The sequence below is a fragment of the Variovorax sp. 10L421 genome (assembly GCF_056395365.1).
The window spans coordinates 124,549-142,249 of record NZ_JBFTJJ010000016.1 but is presented as its reverse complement, the minus strand read 5'-3'; the positions used below and the strand labels follow the sequence as shown (position 1 = coordinate 142,249).

At 69.4% G+C, this 17,701-nt stretch carries 11 protein-coding genes; 4 read left to right on the top strand and 7 right to left on the bottom strand.

All coding sequences use genetic code 11. The features are described 5' to 3' along the window. The first annotated feature begins 54 nt into the window (after window positions 1–54). Window positions 55–1,359 carry a tetratricopeptide repeat protein gene (locus AC1DFC_RS20310; RefSeq protein WP_007837703.1) on the top strand — a complete coding sequence of 435 codons (1,305 nt, stop codon included), beginning with the start codon at window positions 55–57 and terminating at the stop codon, window positions 1,357–1,359. 79 nt (window positions 1,360–1,438) lie between these two features. After that, the gene (locus AC1DFC_RS20305) at window positions 1,439–2,530 is read left to right on the top strand and encodes a tetratricopeptide repeat protein (protein ID WP_478179872.1); all 1,092 of its coding nucleotides are present in this window, start codon (window positions 1,439–1,441) and stop codon (window positions 2,528–2,530) included. Window positions 2,531–2,561: 31 nt separating this feature from the next. Here the strand turns inward: AC1DFC_RS20305 and AC1DFC_RS20300 are convergent, their stop codons facing one another. The 4 genes from AC1DFC_RS20300 to AC1DFC_RS20285 form a co-directional block, all read right to left on the bottom strand. Then, complete coding sequence (locus tag AC1DFC_RS20300; protein WP_478179871.1) at window positions 2,562–3,641, bottom strand: aldose epimerase family protein; 1,080 nt, start codon at window positions 3,639–3,641, stop codon at window positions 2,562–2,564. Then, a complete protein-coding gene (locus tag AC1DFC_RS20295) occupies window positions 3,638–4,594 on the bottom strand; it encodes an alpha/beta hydrolase family protein (RefSeq protein WP_413315307.1) in 957 nt (318 codons plus the stop codon). Before AC1DFC_RS20295 ends, AC1DFC_RS20300 begins: the two co-directional genes overlap by 4 nt. After that, window positions 4,591–9,342, bottom strand: a complete 4,752-nt coding sequence (locus AC1DFC_RS20290; RefSeq protein WP_478179870.1) for a CapA family protein — start codon at window positions 9,340–9,342, stop codon at window positions 4,591–4,593. Before AC1DFC_RS20290 ends, AC1DFC_RS20295 begins: the two co-directional genes overlap by 4 nt. A gap of 131 nt (window positions 9,343–9,473) precedes the next feature. Then, on the bottom strand, window positions 9,474–10,352 hold the full coding sequence (locus AC1DFC_RS20285; RefSeq protein ID WP_007836542.1) for a LysR family transcriptional regulator: 879 nt from the start codon (window positions 10,350–10,352) through the stop codon (window positions 9,474–9,476). Window positions 10,353–10,488: 136 nt separating this feature from the next. Here AC1DFC_RS20285 and AC1DFC_RS20280 point away from each other — a divergent pair, with 136 nt between their 5' ends. Further along, window positions 10,489–11,466, top strand: coding sequence for a DMT family transporter (locus tag AC1DFC_RS20280; RefSeq protein ID WP_007836540.1), 978 nt, complete (start codon window positions 10,489–10,491; stop codon window positions 11,464–11,466). Here the strand turns inward: AC1DFC_RS20280 and AC1DFC_RS20275 are convergent. Genes AC1DFC_RS20275 through AC1DFC_RS20265 form a run of 3 tightly spaced genes read right to left on the bottom strand, consistent with a single transcriptional unit; the run spans window position 11,436 to window position 13,792 of the window. After that, window positions 11,436–12,023, bottom strand: coding sequence for a GNAT family N-acetyltransferase (locus tag AC1DFC_RS20275; protein WP_042673915.1), 588 nt, complete (start codon window positions 12,021–12,023; stop codon window positions 11,436–11,438). The genes AC1DFC_RS20280 and AC1DFC_RS20275 overlap by 31 nt on opposite strands. After that, window positions 12,020–12,631: a helix-turn-helix domain-containing protein gene (locus AC1DFC_RS20270; protein WP_478179869.1), complete on the bottom strand. Its 612-nt coding sequence runs from the start codon at window positions 12,629–12,631 to the stop codon at window positions 12,020–12,022. The genes AC1DFC_RS20275 and AC1DFC_RS20270 overlap by 4 nt, the downstream gene beginning before the upstream one ends. 60 nt (window positions 12,632–12,691) lie before the next feature. Continuing rightward, window positions 12,692–13,792 carry a hypothetical protein gene (locus AC1DFC_RS20265; RefSeq protein WP_478179868.1) on the bottom strand — a complete coding sequence of 367 codons (1,101 nt, stop codon included), beginning with the start codon at window positions 13,790–13,792 and terminating at the stop codon, window positions 12,692–12,694. Between the two features lie 173 nt (window positions 13,793–13,965). On the opposite strand from AC1DFC_RS20265, the gene putA reads away from it, so the two are divergent. Further along, a complete protein-coding gene (putA, locus tag AC1DFC_RS20260; protein WP_478179867.1) occupies window positions 13,966–17,694 on the top strand; it encodes a trifunctional transcriptional regulator/proline dehydrogenase/L-glutamate gamma-semialdehyde dehydrogenase in 3,729 nt (1,242 codons plus the stop codon). The last annotated feature ends 7 nt before the right edge of the window (window positions 17,695–17,701 follow it).

Below are 17,701 nucleotides of genomic sequence, written 5' to 3'. Positions count from 1 at the left end.
CTGACCGGGTGCCCCATGCAAGACGACTCCAAGGCCCAACCTCATCAACCACTCATGTCGGACAGCAAATTGCCGCGCTTCACCAGGCTCGACAAGTTCGATCCGCACCGCAAGGACTTCGTCTGCAAACACGAGGCCGACGCCAATCCGCCCATCACGGCAGAAGCCGAAGCGCTGTTCCAGCAGGCGCTGGCGCTGGTGAGCTACGAGAAGTGGTCGGAAGATCGCAACTACGCGAAGGCGGCCCAGCTCTACGAGCAGGCGATGAAGCTGGGCCATTGGAAGGCACAGTTCAACCTGGCAGGGCTCTACCTGCAAGGCCTGGGCGTTGAGCAAGACCCCGAGAAGGCCATCGAGCTGACCGAAGACCTGATGCGCAAGGGTGTACCGGCGGCCTGGGACAACATGGGCACGATGTACATGGGCGGCATCGGCTCGCTCAAGCAGGATGCGACTGTGGCCTATGCGTTCTGGCAGCACGCTGCGGATATGGGGAGCATGGCGTCGCAAACATACATTGGAAAAAAACTGCTTGGGAATCACGATGAACCTCCTTCGTTTTGGGGAAACCGTGCGATCGGATTGAAGATGCTCGAATGCGCGTTTGCTCAGGGGTCCGGGCAAGCAGCTTTTGAACTGGGCGTTACTCGAAACGTCATAGATGAGGACTATTCGCGCGCCCTGAGAATCTTGCATGAAGGTGTCAAGTTTGGGAGCGAACGAAGCGCTGGCTACTTGAGTTCTTCATTTCGACGTGGAGATAGACCCGTGCAAAGTGGACCAGATACATCAAGGGCCGATCGCTATCACGCTCTCGCCAACGCGCTCTACCACAACCCCGACCTGCGCTTCCCCAACCTCGACAAGGTGCTGCCCCTTCCCCCGGCACCGCTGCCCCAGTGGGACATGAGCGAGCCCAAGACGCTCATCGATGCCGCCAAGGCCGTGGTGCCTGCTGCTTCTTCGCTGCCGCAAGCCCCGGCACCGACACCCCAGCGCACCAGTCAACTCGAAGGTGCCGAGCGCGGCGTTCTTGCCGCTCACACGCGTGTGGCCCAAGGCATCGCGCGCGAGGCCGAGTTGCCGACGCCGCGGGTGCGATGCAGCGGCGCCGCGCGCTGCCTCGTCACGGGCATCTGGCAGGCACAGGTCTCTGACGACCACCCGCATGCGGCATCGTTCAATCAGTGGCATCGCCAGTCCTACGTGATGGAAGGCCAGCCCTTTCCCGATCCGCGCGAGCAGCACCTGGACATCGATCCGGCGCAGGTCATCTGGACCTGGTGGAATCAGGCCAACCCTCTGGGCTTCAGCAAGATTCCGCAGGTCGGCGTGGGCAATCCGCCCGTGGTGGGGTGAACGCGCGGTGATGCAAGGCACCCGCACAGCCGGGGCGGCAGTCCTGTTTGCTGCCGCATTCCTTCTGACCGGATGTCCCATGCAAGACGACTCCAAAGCCCAGCCTCACCAACCCTTCATGTCGGACAGCAAGCTGCCGCGCTTCACCAGGCTCGACAAGTTCGATCCGCACCGCAAGGACTTCGTCTGCAAACACGAGGCCGACGCCAACCCGCCCATCACGGCAGAAGCCGAAGCACTGTTCCAGCAGACACTGGCGCTGGTGAGCTACGAGAAGTGGTCGGAAGATCGCAATTACGCCAAGGCGGCCCAGCTCTACGAGCAGGCGATGAAGCTGGGCCACTGGAAGGCGCAGTTCAACCTGGCGGGGCTCTATTTGCAAGGTCTGGGCGTCGAACAGGACCCCGAGAAGGCCATCGAGCTGACCGAAGACCTGATGCGCAAGGGTGTGCCGGCGGCCTGGGACAACATGGGCACGATGTACATGGGCGGCATTGGATCGCTCAAGCAGGATGCGACGGTGGCGTATGCGTTCTGGCAGAGGGCGGCGGACATGGGAAGCATGGCGTCGCAGACATACATTGGGCAAAAGCTGATTGGTGTCTACAACGATCCGCCATCGTTCTGGGCGAACAGGACAATCTCGCGCAAGATGCTGGAGTGCGCATTCGCACAAGGCTATGGCCCCGCCGCATACGAGCTTGGGGCGGATCTAAACGGCAATGATCCGACCTTGGGTGAGGACTATTCCCGCGCACTCAAGGTGCTACACGAAGGCGTCAAGTTTGGTAGCCAAAAAAGTGCAGGTTATTTGTTCGCCTCGTTCGACGACGGAGCGAATCCGATCACGACCGGACCTGACAAGGCTCGCGCCCGCCGCTACAAGATTCTGGCGGACGCCCTTTACTTCAATCCCGACCTGCGCTTCCCCAACCTCGACAAGGTGCTGCCGCTTCCCCCGGCACCGTTGCCCCAGTGGGACATGAGCGAGCCCAAGACGCTCATCGATGCCGCCAAGGCCGTGGTGCCTGGCATCTCTTCGCCGCCGCAGGCGCCGGCACCATCATCCCAGCGCACCAGCCAGCTCGAAGGTGCCAAGCGCGGCCTGCTGTCCGCTCACACGCGCGTGGACGCGCGGGACTTGACTGCACCGGGTCGGCGATGGAACTGAAGTCCCCGCGCCGCACCGGATGCACGAAGGCTCAGCCAAGCACCCCGAACCGATGCTCGGTCGCGCTGTGGAAGCGCTCCCCCGGCCGCAGCACCGTTGACGGAAATTCCGGCCGGTTCGGCGAGTCGGGGTAATGCTGGGTCTCCAGGCACAGCCCGTCCCCCTGCCGCAGGCTCGCGCCCGCGCTGCCGAAGAGGCTGCCATCGAGGAAATTGCCCGAATAGAACTGCACGCCGGGCTCGCTGGTGTGCACTTCCATGACGCGGCCCGTGGCCTCGTGCTCCAGCCGCGCCGCGAGCGCAAGGCCGTGCTCGGCTTGAGCCCTATCGAGCACCCAGTTGTGGTCGTAGCCATGCGCAAGCAGCAGCTGATCGTGGCCTTCGCGGATGCGCTCGCCGATGCGGGTCGCGGTGCGGAAGTCGAACGGCGTCGAAGCCACGTCGGCCACGCCGGTCGGGATCAGCGTCGCGTCCACCGGGCAGTAGCGGCTCGCGGGAATCGTCAGGCGGTGGTCCATCACCGAGCCGCTGCCCCCAAGATTGAAGTAGTCGTGATGGCTCAGGTTCAGAACCGTGGGCTTGTCGGTCGTGGCGCTGTAGTCGATGCGCCATGTGTTGGCGGTTGCCGACAGCGTGTAGCGCACTGTCAGCCGCAGCTCGCCGGGGTAGCCCTCTTCGCCATCGGCGCTGGTGTAGCGCAGCTCGATGCCGATGTCGCCGCCGGCCTCCTGCACCGTCACCGGCACGATCTCCCAGAAGCGCGTGCCCAAGCCTTTCGCGCCGCCGTGCAGCGAGTTGACGCCGTCGTTCAGCCCCAGTTGATGCGACGTGCCGTCGAGCGTGAAGCGCCCCGCCGCGATGCGGTTGGCGAAGCGTCCGACGATGGTGCCGAAATGCGGATGCGGCTTGAGGTAGTCGGCGAGCGTGGGCAGGCCCAGCACGATGTTCCCGCTGCGCCCGTGGCGGTCGGGGGCGCGCAACGCGGTGACGATGCCGCCATGATTGATGGCACTCAGGCTCAGGCCGCGGCCGTTGTCGAGGGTGTGTTCGGTGACCGGCCGGCCGTCGGGCATGCGGCCGAACTCGCGCGACGTGATGTTGCTTTTGCTCATGTATTTCCTGCTTGCTGAAGCATCGCCTCGCGCGCGCACTGCGAGGCGGTGCGCAGCGCGATGAGGTCCTTGAGGTCGTGGTAGTCGGGCGGCTCCCCCGCGTGCGTGCGCAGCTCGATGCGGTGGCCGGCCTTGGCCACGGCGTCGGCGAAGCGCTCCTGCAGCGCGAAGGGCGTGTTCCTGTCGTCGCGGCTGCCGATCAGCACGATGCGCCGCGCCGGGTCGCGCGCGATGCCGCCCACGTGGTCGAGCGGGTCGTAGAACTGCGCGCTGCCGGTGGTGTCGGTGCGGCCGTCTCTGGAGCGGCCCAGCATGCGTGCGCGCTCAAGCAGCCCGTAGGCGCCCGACGTGAGCACCGCGCAGGCCACGCGCGTGCGGCCGAGCGTGAGCAGCGCGGCGCCCGCGGTGGCGCCGCCGCTGTGGCCGACGATGACGATGCGCTGCAGCTTGTGGCGCTGCATGAGCGCATCGAGCGCGGCATCGAGCGCGTGGAACTCCACCAGCTGGCGGCGTTTGCGGTGATCGCCCGATGAGCCGTACGTGCCGGGCCGCGCCATGAAGATCCACGGCACGCCGGCGCGGTCGCGGCTGCGCTGCGCGTCGAGCGTACGCAGGGGTTCGGTGTTGCCGGGGATGCGCTCGGGCGCCTGGTCCATCACGCCGTCGCGGTCGCCCGAGAACTGCACGATGGCCATGCGCGCACCGTCGATGTCGTCGCTCGCAAAGTAGCGGATGCAGGCCGGCCCCTCGGCAGGCCGCACCCACAGGTAGCCGGGCCGGTCGGGGCAGCTCGCGCGATCGGCGGGCTGGTTCCAGTGCAGCACCTCGTCGTTGCTCGCGACGAAGGGCCGGGGTACGTCGGGGCCGGTGCGCTGCGCGCAGGCCGCCTGCACCAGCGCGAGCAGCACCAGGACACCGCGCATGTACCGCAGCAAGAGGCCCGGCGTCTTCATAGCCGTTGCAGCAGCCCTGGCACGCGGCCGAAGTCGGAGCCGACGCGGTCGCCCTTCACCAGCACGAGGTCGCCGTCGCGCAGGAAACCGCCGAGGTAGCCCGCGAGCTGCGCGGCGTCGTCGAAGTGCGGGCCGAGCAGTTCGGCTGGCACCTCCTCGCGCAGCCAGCGCATCTCGTCGCCGTGCGTCACGAGGTGCTCGATGCCGGATGCCAGCAGCGGTGCGGCCAGGCCGCGGTGCATGGCCTCGGCTTCCCCGTCGAGATTGACGATGCGCCCCAGCACGCCGATCTTGCGCGCCACCGGGCCGCTCTCCGCACGCTGCCAGTTGCGCACGAACTCCATGGCGTTGCGCATCGACATGATCTCCGCGTTCCAGCTGTCGTCGATCAGCGTGGCCTGCACACCGGCCTGCGTGCGCAGTGCGCGCACCTGCATCACCGAGGCCGGCAGGCGCACTTGGGGCATGCGCGCGCAGGCGGCCTCGCCGTCGAAGCCCATGGCGAGCAGGGCCGCGAGCGCAAGCGCCGAATTGCGCACCAGCCCCGCGCTCTCGACCGGGAACAGGTATTCCAGCGTGCGCCCCGGGATCGCGATGCGCACGCGGCAGCCGCCGCGCGCTTCGGGCCGGGTATCGAGCAGGCGCACGTTCGCGTCGGGCCCGCTGCCCACCACCCAGATCGCACCGGCCGTGCACGCGGCGGCATCCACCACCTGCCGCAGGCAGGGAATGTGGTCGGGCACGATCGCCACGCCGCCGGGCTCCAGGCCCAGGAAGATGCGCGACTTGTAGGCGGCCGTGAGCTCCAGCGTCGAGGCCTGCCGGGTCTGCGACAGGCCGATCTCGGTGATGAGGGCCACGTGCGGCCGCGCCACCAGCGAGATCGGGCCGCGGTCCATCCACAGCCCGCTCTGCGCCATTTCGAGAATGCACACGTCCACGTCGGGCCCGAGGTTGGCCAGCATGGCCGGCACGCCGACGCGCGAGTTGTAGTTGTCGATGGTGGTGTGCACGCGCGCACGCTCGGGCAGCAGGTCGCGCAGCATCGCGATGGTGGACGACTTGCCGACCGTGCCGGTCACGCCCACCACGAAGCCCTTGTAGCGCGCCCGTGCGGCAGCGCCCATGGCCAGCATCGCGGCGATCGGGTCGTTCACCTGCAGCAGCGGAAAGGCCGGGTCGAGTCCGTCGACCGGGTGCGCGACCACGGCGCCGGCCAGCGCAGGGTGCAGGCCGGGCAGTTCGAGGTGACGGTCCCAGTTGTCGGTGCGCGGCTTGCTGTAGTTCTCGTGCGCGGCGAGCGTGCGGTAGTCGGAAGCGATGAAGAGAGAGGGCTTCGGCAGCAGCCCCATGTGGACCGGCCCGCGCACCACCGAGTTGACGGACCATCCGGGCGGCGGCTCGACCAGCCAGTGTCCGCCGGTGATCTGCTGCAGCTGCGCGGCGGTCCACACAGGCTCGAGCTCGAAGCCCGCGCCGGGGCGGTCGGCCGCGAGCACGGGCGCGGCGCGCTCGGGCAAGGGCGTCGGAAAATCAGGCACGCGCAGGCCGCACCACAGCGGGAGCCGGCGCGCTGGCGGCAGCTCGGGCGCGTCGCCGCGCACGCGCACTTCGAGCTGCAGCACGTCGCTTTCCAGCAGGCCGGCGCGCGGCGCACGCAGGCCGTAGCGGTCGCGGTAGATGCGGCCGGGCTCCCAGCGGCTGGTGGGCCACATCCAGTCGCAGGGGTCGTGCTCCATGCCCTCGCCCCATGGCGGCATGCGGGTGCTGCGCATCGGCAACGCGCGAAATTGCACGCGCAGGTCGGCCGCGAGGGGCGCATCGACGGTCCAGAACGATTCGACCCACAGCAGCCGGCGCCCGACGATCTGCCGAGGCGCGCAGCGAACGCCCACCAGGCGCAGCGGGCCGATCTGCAGCGGCGTGATGCGCGCGTCGCCAGGCACCGCGTCGGCCAGCCACTCGGGCCGCGGTGCAGGCACAGCACCGACGAGGGGCGCCGGCCGCGCAACCGGCGCAACCGCGGAAGCCGGTTCGGGCCGGAAGGCGGGCCGCTCGGGCGGCGACAGCCGCACCGCGCAACGGCCTCCGGCCGCCGGGACCATCTCGGTGCCGAGCGCGCGGCATTGCGCGGCGAAGCGTTCGCTCAGTGCCTGCGCCTCGTCGCCCGCGAGCTGCCGCGAGAAGCCGAAGCCGACGCCGATGGGCGTGAACATCACTTCCTCGACGCCGCGCGGGCCCAGCGTCAGCGAGAACACGCCCGAATCCCCGAAGTCGTTGCGCACCGAATCGAACAGCAGGTCGCCGGCGTCGTGCAGGATCGGCCGGCCGCGGTAGATCTCGATGCCCTGCAGCACATGCGCCGAGGTGCCGAGGATCGCGTCCGCCCCGGCATCGACGATGGCATGGCCGACGGCGATCTCGGCCTGCGTCGGTTGGGTCTCCAGGTTGTCGCCCCAATGCACCGCCACGAGCACCACGTCGGCCTCGCGGCGCGCGGCCTCGATGCGCGGTGCGAGCGTGGCGGTCCAGGCGGCCGGGTCGCCCAGCGGCAGCCAGGCAGCGCCCGCGCGTGCGGCAGTGGCAGCAAAGCGGGACTGCGTGGCGTCGAGCGAGAACAGCGCCACGCGTACGCCACCCGCGCGCCGGAACGCGGGCCGCAGCGCGGCCTCCGGCGTGCGGCCGGTGCCGGCATGGGCGATGCCCGCAGCATCCAGCAGGCCGTGCTGCTCCATGAGCGCATCGGGGCCGTAATCGCCGCTGTGGTTGTTGGCGGTGGCGACCATGCCGATGCCGGCCTCGGTCAGCACCGCGAGCATTTCGGGGCGGGCGCGGTAGTAGTAGGGAGCGGACTCGCCCTTGTCGACGCCCTGCTCGCCGCTGGCGGCGACCACGCATTCGAGGTTCACGATGCGCAGGTCGGCCTCGCGCAGCGCGGCGATGCCGCCGAGCATCCTGTGCGCGCCGCCGAGTTCGTGCAGCCGGTAGTGCTGGCGGCGCGCGAGGTTGACGTCGCCGCCCCAGGCGACGACGCCGGTCGCCGCCTTTGCCTGCTGCAGCGCCTCGCCCGCCTTCAGCATCCGGTGGTACGCCACATAGCCCGAGAGGTAGTGCTCCACGTCGTCGATGCGCACGCGGAAGCTGTGGTGCTTGATGAAGAACGAGCCCGCGATGCGCGCCGGATTGCGGAAGAACATCGCCAGCTCGGGCCAGAAATGGCCGTTGGCGAGATAGCGCGCGCGGTACGCCAGCGCGCGGTCGAACTTGTCGCGGTCGAGCTCCACCAGCAGCGGGCGCAATGCGGGGTCGGCCTCCAGCCGCAGCACCATGTCGCGCGCGGCCATCATCAGTTCGAGCAGCGTGGGAAAGGTGGTGATGCGCTCCAGCACGAAGTCGAGGTACCCCGCCACGTTCTGCAAGCCGAACCGGTAGTAGCGCGTCTCGGGCCTGTAGCGCGTGAGTTCGTTGACGCAGTAGCTCAGCCAGTGGTCGTGCGCGCGCCAGTGCTCGGCGGCAATGAAATGCTCGAAGGCTTTCTCGACGACCGCGAGCCAGCGCGTGTCGCGCGTGAGGCCGTACAGGCGCATCAGGCCGAAGGCGGCTTCGCCGTCGTAGTAGATGACGCGGAACCGGTCCTTGACGTCGAGCGCGGGCGCGTTGAGCACGTGCACGAAGCTGCCGGTCTGCGGGTCCTGCATGTGGCGGATGCCGAGCGCGAGCTGCTCCAGCAGCGGCAGGTATTGCGGGTCGCCCGTGAGCTCGGTGTACTTGACCAGCGCGAGCAGGCACACGGCATTGCCGCCGAGCTTGATCTCGCTGCCGATGTCCAGCAGGTAGGCGGCGCGCGTGCCGTCCGGCAACTTGGCCTGGCGGATCAGCGTGCCGGTCAGGAAGGCCAGCGAGCGGTCGATGGCCGCCTTGAGCGCGTCGCTGCGCGTGAGCTCCCACGCCTCCAGCATTGCGTAGGTGGAGCTGGCATGGCGCAGCGTGTTGTAGGTGGGAATGGGGCGGTCGAAGCAGGGAAACCAGCCGTAGTGGAACTCGCCTGTGGGCTTGACCTGCTCGGCCAGGTAGTTGCCGGCGGCGTCGATCAGCGCGTGGACCTGCGGCGCGTTCCATTCGCGCAGCTCGCGGAATCCGGCCGCCTGCCCTTCGGCGGCGAGGGGCCAGGCACCCTCGGCGTCCACGTACACGGCCCGCGTGGTGAAGCACCAGACGGGCGCCGCGTCGTCCGCGGGAAAGTCGATCTCGCGGCCGAAGCGCCGCTTGCAGTGCAGGCGCAGGTTGCCCGTATTGGGTTCGGCATGCTCCACGTCGCCGTTGTAGAGGATCGCACTGCCGAGCATTTCCTGCGCGAGCAGCGCGACTTCGAAGCGCGCATCGAAGGCGATGCCCTCGTTGAAGTAGTTGCGCTTGGTCTGCGCCAACTTCGCTTTCAGCGCGCCCCAGCTCATGGGCTCGACCTTGTCGACCACCTCGGCGCGCAGGCGCTGCGCTGCCTGGCCGGTGCGCTCCGCTTGCTCGGCGGCGGCACGCCATGCGGCGTCGAAGTCGGCGCCCCGGCCCGAAGCCACGCGGGCCCGGCTGCTGTCTTCGCCGACGGCCAGGAACACCACGCAGCCCGCCTCGTTGGTGGCGGTCGATGGCACGGGCAGCGCGCCCGCCGTATCCGCCAGGGCCTGCCGGGCGCGGCTCAGCAGATCGGCGAGAGGATTGGAGGCGGGCAGGGCAGCGATTTCAGCGTTCATGGAGAGCGGAGCGTTGCGGCGGCGGGGATGGTACCCCGCGGCAATGCTTTGCGCCGCGTCGGGTGCGTTTCGGAGGTGCGTGCACAGGGCACCCCGTCGGCGCGAGCGCGCCCCGAACGAGAGGCATCGTTTCAGCCCCAGGCCTCCATCACCGCGCTGCGCACCGCCTCCACCGCCACGGGACGTTTGCCCTCCCCCCGTGCAACCCAGCACAGCCACGTATGCGACCGCCAGCCGTTCCATATCGCAAGCTCGCCGTTGCGCTCGCCCTGCTCGGCCTGGTCGAGCCGCATCAGCCCCGCGCCCATGCCGCTCGCTACCATGCTGCGGATGGCGCTCTCGCCGTCGGCCGTGCGGCCCTGGCGGTATTCGCGGCCCGCGCCGGCGAACAGTTTTTCCAGATGCACGCGCAGGATGCATGAAGGCGGCGTGCCTACCCACGGCATGTTCGTGAGCTGGTCGAGCGACAGGCCGGGGTGCGCCTCGGCGACGGGCAACGGCAGGGCCACGACGAGATCGACCGCACCGAGGCGGCGCAGTTCCAGTCCTTCGATCTGCTCGCTGTCGCTGAGCACGTAGGCGCAATCAAGGTCGCCGCGCTGCACGGCGGAAAGCGTTTCGTACGACAGCCCCTGCCTCAGCTGCAGCGCGACCTGCGGATGGCGTTCCGCCAGCTTCACCAGCACCTCGCCGAGCCGCAGCGCCACGGGATCGACCACCGTGCCGAAACGCACCACGCCCTGCGCGGCGCCGCGCAGCTGATCGGCCGCCGAGCGCATGCGCGTGGCGGAGGCCAGCGTGCGTTCGGCCTCTTCGAGCAGGCTGAGGCCGGCCTCGGTGGGTGACATGCCGCGCGGCGTGCGCTCAAACAGCTTCACGCCGAGTTCGTCTTCCAGCGCCTTGAGTTGCGCGCTGACCGCCGGCGCGCTGGTGAACACGCGCTCGGCGGCGCGGGTCAGACTGCCTTCCTTCGCGATGGCGACGAAGGTCTTGAGTTGATAGAGCTCCATGGCGATGGATTGTGAGCTTCAGGGCCGGATCGGTCCGTTCGTTTTTCTGGAGCCCCCTGTCCAAAGAAGCGAATGGCAATGGCGGCCTCCAGCACCGATTCTTGGGGCATCGATCATTGCAAGAAGAGGCTCCCCCATGTTCCAACGCCAACGCCTGGGCGGCATCGCCGCGCTGCTGCTCGCCACCTCCGGGTGGGGCTCCCTGTTCCTTGTGAGCAAGGGCGTGCTGCACCATGTCGAACCGGTGTGGTTCACGCTGATCCGCTACACCCTGTCGGCGCTGCTGTTCGTACTGCTGATCCTGCCGCGCGGCGCGGCGCCCTGGCGCAAGCTGCGGCTGCATGCGGGGCCGCTGGCGCTGCGCGGCGCGGCCGGCTTCGGCGTGTTCAGCGTGATGCTGCTGGTCGGCCTCGCGCACTCGGTGCCTTCGCACGGCGCGGTGATCATCGCCACCACGCCCATGACCGCGCAGCTGGTGCGCTGGGCGCTCGACGGCGTGCGTCCGTCGCGAGCGACCTTGCTGACCAGCGCGCTGGCGCTGGCGGGCGTGGCGATCGTGTCGGGCCTGCTGTTCGGCGCGGGTGCGTCCGCCGGGTCGACGACGCTCTTCGGCGACGCCATCGCGTTCGCCGGCACGCTGGGCTGGGTCTGGTACACGCGCGGCGCCACGCGCTTTCCCGGGCTCGACGTGATCGAGTACACCGCGCTCACGGTGCTGGCCTCGTGGCCCGTGCTGCTGGCCGCGGCAATCGGGGCCGCTGTGCTGGGCTGGTCGGCAGTGCCCAGCCTGGAAGGCCTGCGCCTGTCCTGGCAGGCCCTGTTCTTCGTGGGCGTGGTGCCTTCGGCCATCTCGGTGCTGGCTTTCAACTACGGCGTGCGCACGCTCGGGGCCGTCACGGGCACGGCGTTCCTGAACTTCGTGCCGGTGTCGGCGCTGCTGATGAGCGCGGCGCTGGGCAGGCTGCCTACGGTGAACGAGGCCGTGGGCATGGCGATGGTGGTGGTGGCGCTGCTGCTCCATACGGCGTCGAACCGCAAGGCTTCCGCGGCAAAGGCGGCGCAGGTCACACCGGCGCCGCAGACCTACCGCACCTGCGGAGCCGCCGCGCCATGATCACTGCCAGGGCCCTGTTCGATCAGCTCGCGATAGAAGAAGGTGGTGGCGCACAGCCCGCCCTGCGGCAACAGGGCAAAGCCGGGAATCGCGCCCACCCGCGTCCACCCCACGCGCGCATAGAGCCGCTCGGCCTCGGCGCTGGAGGTGTCGAGCACCAGCAGCGTCTTGCCGTGCTCGCGCGCCACCTGTTCGGCCGCCTGCATCAGCAGCGCGCCGATGCCCTTGCGGCGTGCGCGGCGGTGCACGAGCATCTTGGACACCTCGGCGCGGTGCGGCTGGTTCTCGGGCTGGGCCAGCACGAGCTGCACCGTGCCCACGATGCCTTCGGCGTCCTCGGCCACCAGCAACGCGCGTTCGCCGCGCGCCACGCCGTCGGCCACGTGGCGCCAGAAGGCCTGGGCGCGTTCTTCGGCCAGCGGCTGCATGAAGCTCACCGACGCGCCGCCCTCGACGCAATCGGCCAGCACGGCGGCAAGGCCCTGCAGCTGCGTGCCGGTGACGGTGGACAGCAGGCGGATGCGCGGCGCATCGGCAGTGAGGGTCGGCATGTTCATCTCCAGGAAAAGGGCGCGGTAGCGATCACGACGGCGTAGCGGGTGGTCTTGCGCGAGGGGTTGTAGTAGCTCATGGGGCGGTCGAGCACCATCGCCAGGCAGTCGCCGGTTTCGAGCCGGTGGCGCTCGTCGCCCAGCGTGAGTTCGATGACGCCGTCGAGCACCCACACCTGCTGGTGAATCAGGGGTTCGCGCGCCGCTGTTTCGTAGGCCACGCGAGCCTTGGACGGGAACATCACTTCGACGATCTGGATGGGCGATGCGAAACCGTCGGGCGACACGTTGCGCCGCACATAGCCGGAGTGCGGGTCGCGCCACTGCAGTTGACCGGCCAGGCGCGCCACCGGATCAGCGGCGGGCGCGGGCGCCTCGAACAGCGAAGCCAGCGACACGCCGAGACCGGTTGCGAGCTTCTCGAGCAGCACGGCGGTGGGGCTGCTTTCGCCGCGCTCGATCAGCGAGATCATCGAGCGGCTCACGCCGCAGTGCGTGGCCAGCGCATCGAGCGAGAGGCCTCGGGCCGCGCGCAGGTCGCGCACGCGCTGGGCGATGCGGTCATTGAGGCCGGACGGGGCTTCCGTTTCGGCCGACTCCTTGATTTCCTTCATATTGGATGAAATGTCCACCATAAAGGAAATCACGTCAAGCCCGCCGGCAGGATGCGCCGATCAGCGAGAAGGGCCGACCAGCGCGGCGCGTGCCGCCTCGGAGGGAAACACGCAGGCCACGTCGTGCGCGCAGCCCGGCACTACCACGACCTCCCGGCGCTTGTCCGGCGCGAGCAGCTTGCGGTCGTACTGCGCATAGGCCAGGCCGCGCTGCATGCGAAACGAGCCTTGCGCAAGCGCCGCGCAGGACTTGTCGAGCACGCGGTATGCCGTGCCCTTCGCGTCGTTGCTGTCCAGCGCGCCTTCGAGATAGCTGATGTCGGCATGCACGTACTGCTGGCGCGCCTGCGCGGCGGTGCGCCCGAAGTAGGCGGGCAGGCCGTCGGTGCCGTATTTCCAGCGGTTCATCTGCGGGCACGCGGATGCGTCAGGCACGGAGAAGCCGGTCACGGAGGCGCCGTCAGGCGAGAGCTGCGGACGCACCGGATCGAAGTAGAGCCAGGTGCTCGGATCGGCCACCACGTAGCGCATCGCCGGATTGCCCGCCGCCGTGCCGTCGTGCTGCGTGAAGGCGATGTAGCGCTGCACGAACTGTCCGCCCGCCGAGAAACCCGCGACGGTGATGGTGCGCAGGCTGGGCCAGCGCAGCGCGATGTCGGCCACCAGCGCGTCCATCACCGCGAAGGACCCGACGCGGCTGCCCGAGGCCGAGCGCGCGCCTGCGAGCCAGGAGCCGCAGGTCCACAGCAGGTCGCCGGGCTGCGCGACGGGCACGCCCACCGTGTTGCAGCGTCCGGCCACCGCCTTGTCGGCCGCGACCTGGAAGAGCGGCGCGATCACCAGCGTGTCGCCGAGCGCATCGGCGTTGCGAAGGGTGCTCAGCGCTGCCTCGAATGTCTTGTTGGCGTCGCGCGAATGGCCGTGCATGGCGATCAGCGCTTTCGTCGGCCCGGCGGTGGCGCCTGTCGCCGGTGCATCGGGATCGAGCGAGGAGTAGTAGTGCAGCGCGCCTCCGGCTCCTGGCGGTGTGAAGCTGCGGAAGCATCCAGCGGCGGCCGAATTCAAACAGGTGGAGGCATCGGCCGTTGCCGCATGCGTCGGCCAGGGCGCGATGCACGCGGCTGCGAGGGCCAAGGAAAAGAACCATCTGTAGCTGAGCATGTTCGTGCGACTCCCGGGATGGAACGGAACGCGGATTCTCTGCCCACCGCCCGCGACGAACCTGACTTGCTCGCTGCTTTACATAGCGTTTTACGCTATCGAAGCGCCGTTCTTTGAACACAAATTCGGCATCGGGACGCGGATCATCCAACAATTCCCAGCACAAACCTCCCATGAGCCCCGACCCTCTGCCCTCTTCCTTCACGGCATTCGCCGACGGACTGCCGCCCGACCCCTCGCCGCTGCGCGCCCTCATCACAGCGGCCTGTCGCCGCCCCGAACCGCAGGCACTGCCACCGCTGCTCGCGCAGGCCCGGCTGCCCAAAGGCCAGGCAGAGGAAGCACAGGAACTCGCCCACCGCGTCGCGCAGCAATTGCGCGACCGCAAGAACGCAGGCGGCCGCGCCGGCCTCGTGCAGGGCCTGCTGCAGGAATACGCGCTGTCGTCGCAGGAAGGCGTGGCGCTGATGTGCCTGGCCGAGGCGCTGCTGCGCATTCCCGATGCCGAGACGCGCAACGCGCTGATCCGCGACAAGATCGCGCACGGCCAGTGGCAATCGCATGCGGGCCGCAGCCCTTCGGTGTTCGTCAACGCCGCGACCTGGGGCCTGCTGCTGACGGGCAAGCTCGTGGCCACGCACAGCGAAACCAGCCTGTCGGCCGTGCTCACGCGCCTGATCGGCAAGGGCGGCGAGCCGCTGATCCGCAAGGGCGTGGACATGGCGATGCGCATGATGGGCGAGCAGTTCGTCACCGGCGAAACCATCGCACAGGCGCTCGGCAATGCGCGCGAGCTGGAGGCCAAGGGCTTTCGCTATTCGTACGACATGCTCGGCGAAGCGGCGCTCACCATGGAAGACGCGAAGCGCTACCGCATGGCCTACGAAGAGGCGATCCACGCGATCGGCAAGGCCTCGAACCACCGCGGCGTGTACGAAGGGCCGGGCATCTCGATCAAGCTCTCTGCGCTGCACCCGCGCTACAGCCGTGCGCAGTACGCGCGTGTGATGGCCGAGCTGTATCCGGTGCTGCGCGAGCTCGCGCTGCTGGCGCAGCAGTACGACATCGGCCTGAACATCGACGCCGAGGAAGCCGACCGCCTCGAACTCTCGCTCGACCTGCTGGAGCGGCTGTGCTTCGAGCCGGCGCTCGCGGGCTGGAACGGGATCGGCTTCGTGATCCAGGCGTACCAGAAGCGCTGCCCGTTCGTGATCGACTTCGTGGTCGATCTCGCGCGCCGCAGCCGGCACCGGCTGATGGTGCGCCTGGTGAAAGGCGCCTACTGGGACAGCGAGATCAAGCGCGCGCAGATCGACGGGCTCGGCGGCTACCCGGTCTACACGCGCAAGGCCTACACCGACGTGTCGTACCTCGCCTGCGCGCGCAAGCTGCTCGATGCGCCCGATGCCGTCTACCCGCAGTTCGCGACCCACAACGCCCACACGCTGGCCGCGATCTACACGATGGCGGAGCCGTCGCGCTATCAGCCGGGGCAATACGAGTTCCAGTGCCTGCACGGCATGGGCGAGCCGCTGTACGAACAGGTGGTCGGCCCGCTCGGGCGGCCGTGCCGCATCTACGCGCCGGTGGGCACGCACGAGACGCTGCTGGCCTACCTGGTGCGCCGCCTGCTGGAGAACGGTGCCAACACCTCGTTCGTGAACCGCATCGCGGACCCGGCGATCCCGCTCGACGCGCTGGTGGAAGACCCGGTCGCCACGGTCGAGCGCATGGCTGCGCAGGAAGGCACGATGGGCCTGCCGCATCCGGCCATTGCGCTGCCCGCGGCGCTGTACGGCCAGCAGCGCGCCAACTCGCAAGGGCTCGACCTCGCAAACGACGACAGCCTTCGCGCACTGGGCCATGCGCTGGCCGGCAGCGCCCTTGAAAACTGGCACGCGGCGCCGATGCTCGCGCAAGCCGTGCCGCACGGCGAGGCGGCCGACGTCGCCAATCCCGCCGACCATCGCGACATCGTCGGACAGGTTCAGGAAGCCACGCTGGCCGACGTCGAATCGGCCATTGCCCAGGCCCATGGCATCGCTCCGGCATGGGCCGCCACGCCACCCGCCGAACGCGCCGCCCTGCTCGAACGCGCCGCCGGCAAGCTCGAGGAAGGCATGCCCCGGCTGCTCGGCCTGCTGACGCGCGAGGCCGGAAAAACGTTCGCCAACGCCATCGCCGAAGTGCGCGAGGCTGTCGACTTCCTGCGCTACTACGCGGCGCAGGCGCGCAGCGACTTCTCGAACGACACCCACCGCGCGCTCGGCCCGATGGTCTGCATCAGCCCGTGGAACTTTCCACTGGCGATCTTCACCGGCCAGGTGGCGGCCGCGCTCGCGGCGGGCAATCCGGTGCTGGCCAAGCCAGCCGAGCAGACACCGCTCGTCGCGGCCGAGGCGGTGCGCGTGCTGTGGGAGGCCGGCGTGCCGCGCGCCGCGGTGCAGCTGCTGCCCGGCCGGGGCGAAACCGTCGGCGCCGCGCTGGTGGCGGACGCGCGCGTGCAGGGCGTGATGTTCACCGGCTCGACGGAGGTGGCGCGCATCCTGCAGAAGACGCTCTCGCAGCGGCTGGGCGCGCATGGCGCACCCGTGCCGCTCATCGCGGAGACCGGCGGGCAGAACGCGATGATCGTCGACTCGTCGGCGCTCGTGGAGCAGGTGGTCGCGGACGTGATGGCCTCGGCCTTCGACAGCGCCGGACAACGCTGCTCCGCGCTGCGCGTGCTGTGCGTGCAGGAGGAAGCTGCCGACCGGCTCGTCGAGATGCTCAAGGGCGCGATGGCCGAGGCCTCCATCGGCAACCCCGCGCGGCTGGCCGTCGACGTCGGCCCGGTGATCGACGCCGAGGCGCGCGACGGCATCGAGCGCCACATCGCGGCCATGCGCTCGAAGGGCCGCAAGGTCTTCCGTCAGGCCCGCGAATACGCGCACGACACGCGCAACGGCACCTACGTGGTGCCCACGCTGATCGAGCTCGACAGCATCGCGGAGCTACAGCGCGAGGTGTTCGGGCCGGTGCTGCACCTCGTGCGCTACCGCCGCCGCGACCTGGGTGCGCTGGTCGGGCAGATCAACGGCACGGGCTACGGGCTGACGCTGGGCGTGCACACGCGCATCGACGAAACCATCGCGCAGATCGTGGAGAACGCCAAGGCGGGCAACGTCTATGTGAACCGCAACATCGTCGGCGCGGTGGTGGGCGTGCAGCCGTTCGGCGGCGAGGGCCTGTCGGGCACCGGGCCGAAGGCCGGCGGGCCGCTGTACATGCTGCGCATGCTGTCGGCGCGGCCCGACGATGCGATGGCGCGCGCGGTGGCGGATGCCGCTTCGGCGCCGCAGGCCGGACTGTCGGCGCTGTCGCGCTGGGCGCAAGCCACCGGCCGCCCCGCGCTGGCGGCGCAATGCGCGCGCTTTGCCGCGCAGTCGCGCTCGGGCAGTTCGCGCACGCTGGCCGGCCCGACCGGCGAGCGCAACGTCTACACGCTGGCGCCGCGCGAAGCGGTGCTGTGCCTGGTCGACCCGGGTGCGGATGCAGAAGCGGACCGGCTGGCGCAGCTGGCCGCCGTGCTGTCGGTCGGCAGCACCGCGATCTGGCCCGCCGACGCCACCGCACAGGGCCTTCGCGCTTCGCTGCCGGCCGAAGTGCAGCAGTGCGTGGCCATCGCGAACGACTGGGCGTCCGACACAGTGGTGTTCGACGCTGCGCTGCGCCACGGCGGCGCGCAAGGCCTGCCGGGCGTGATGCAGCGTATCGCGGCACGCCCGGGCCCGATCGTCGGCGTACGCGCCTTCGCGCCCGGCGACGCGGACATACCGCTCGAAAGCCTCGTGGTGGAGCGCGCACTCAGCATCAACACGGCTGCGGCCGGAGGCAACGCGAGCCTGATGACGATCGGCTGAACGCGCG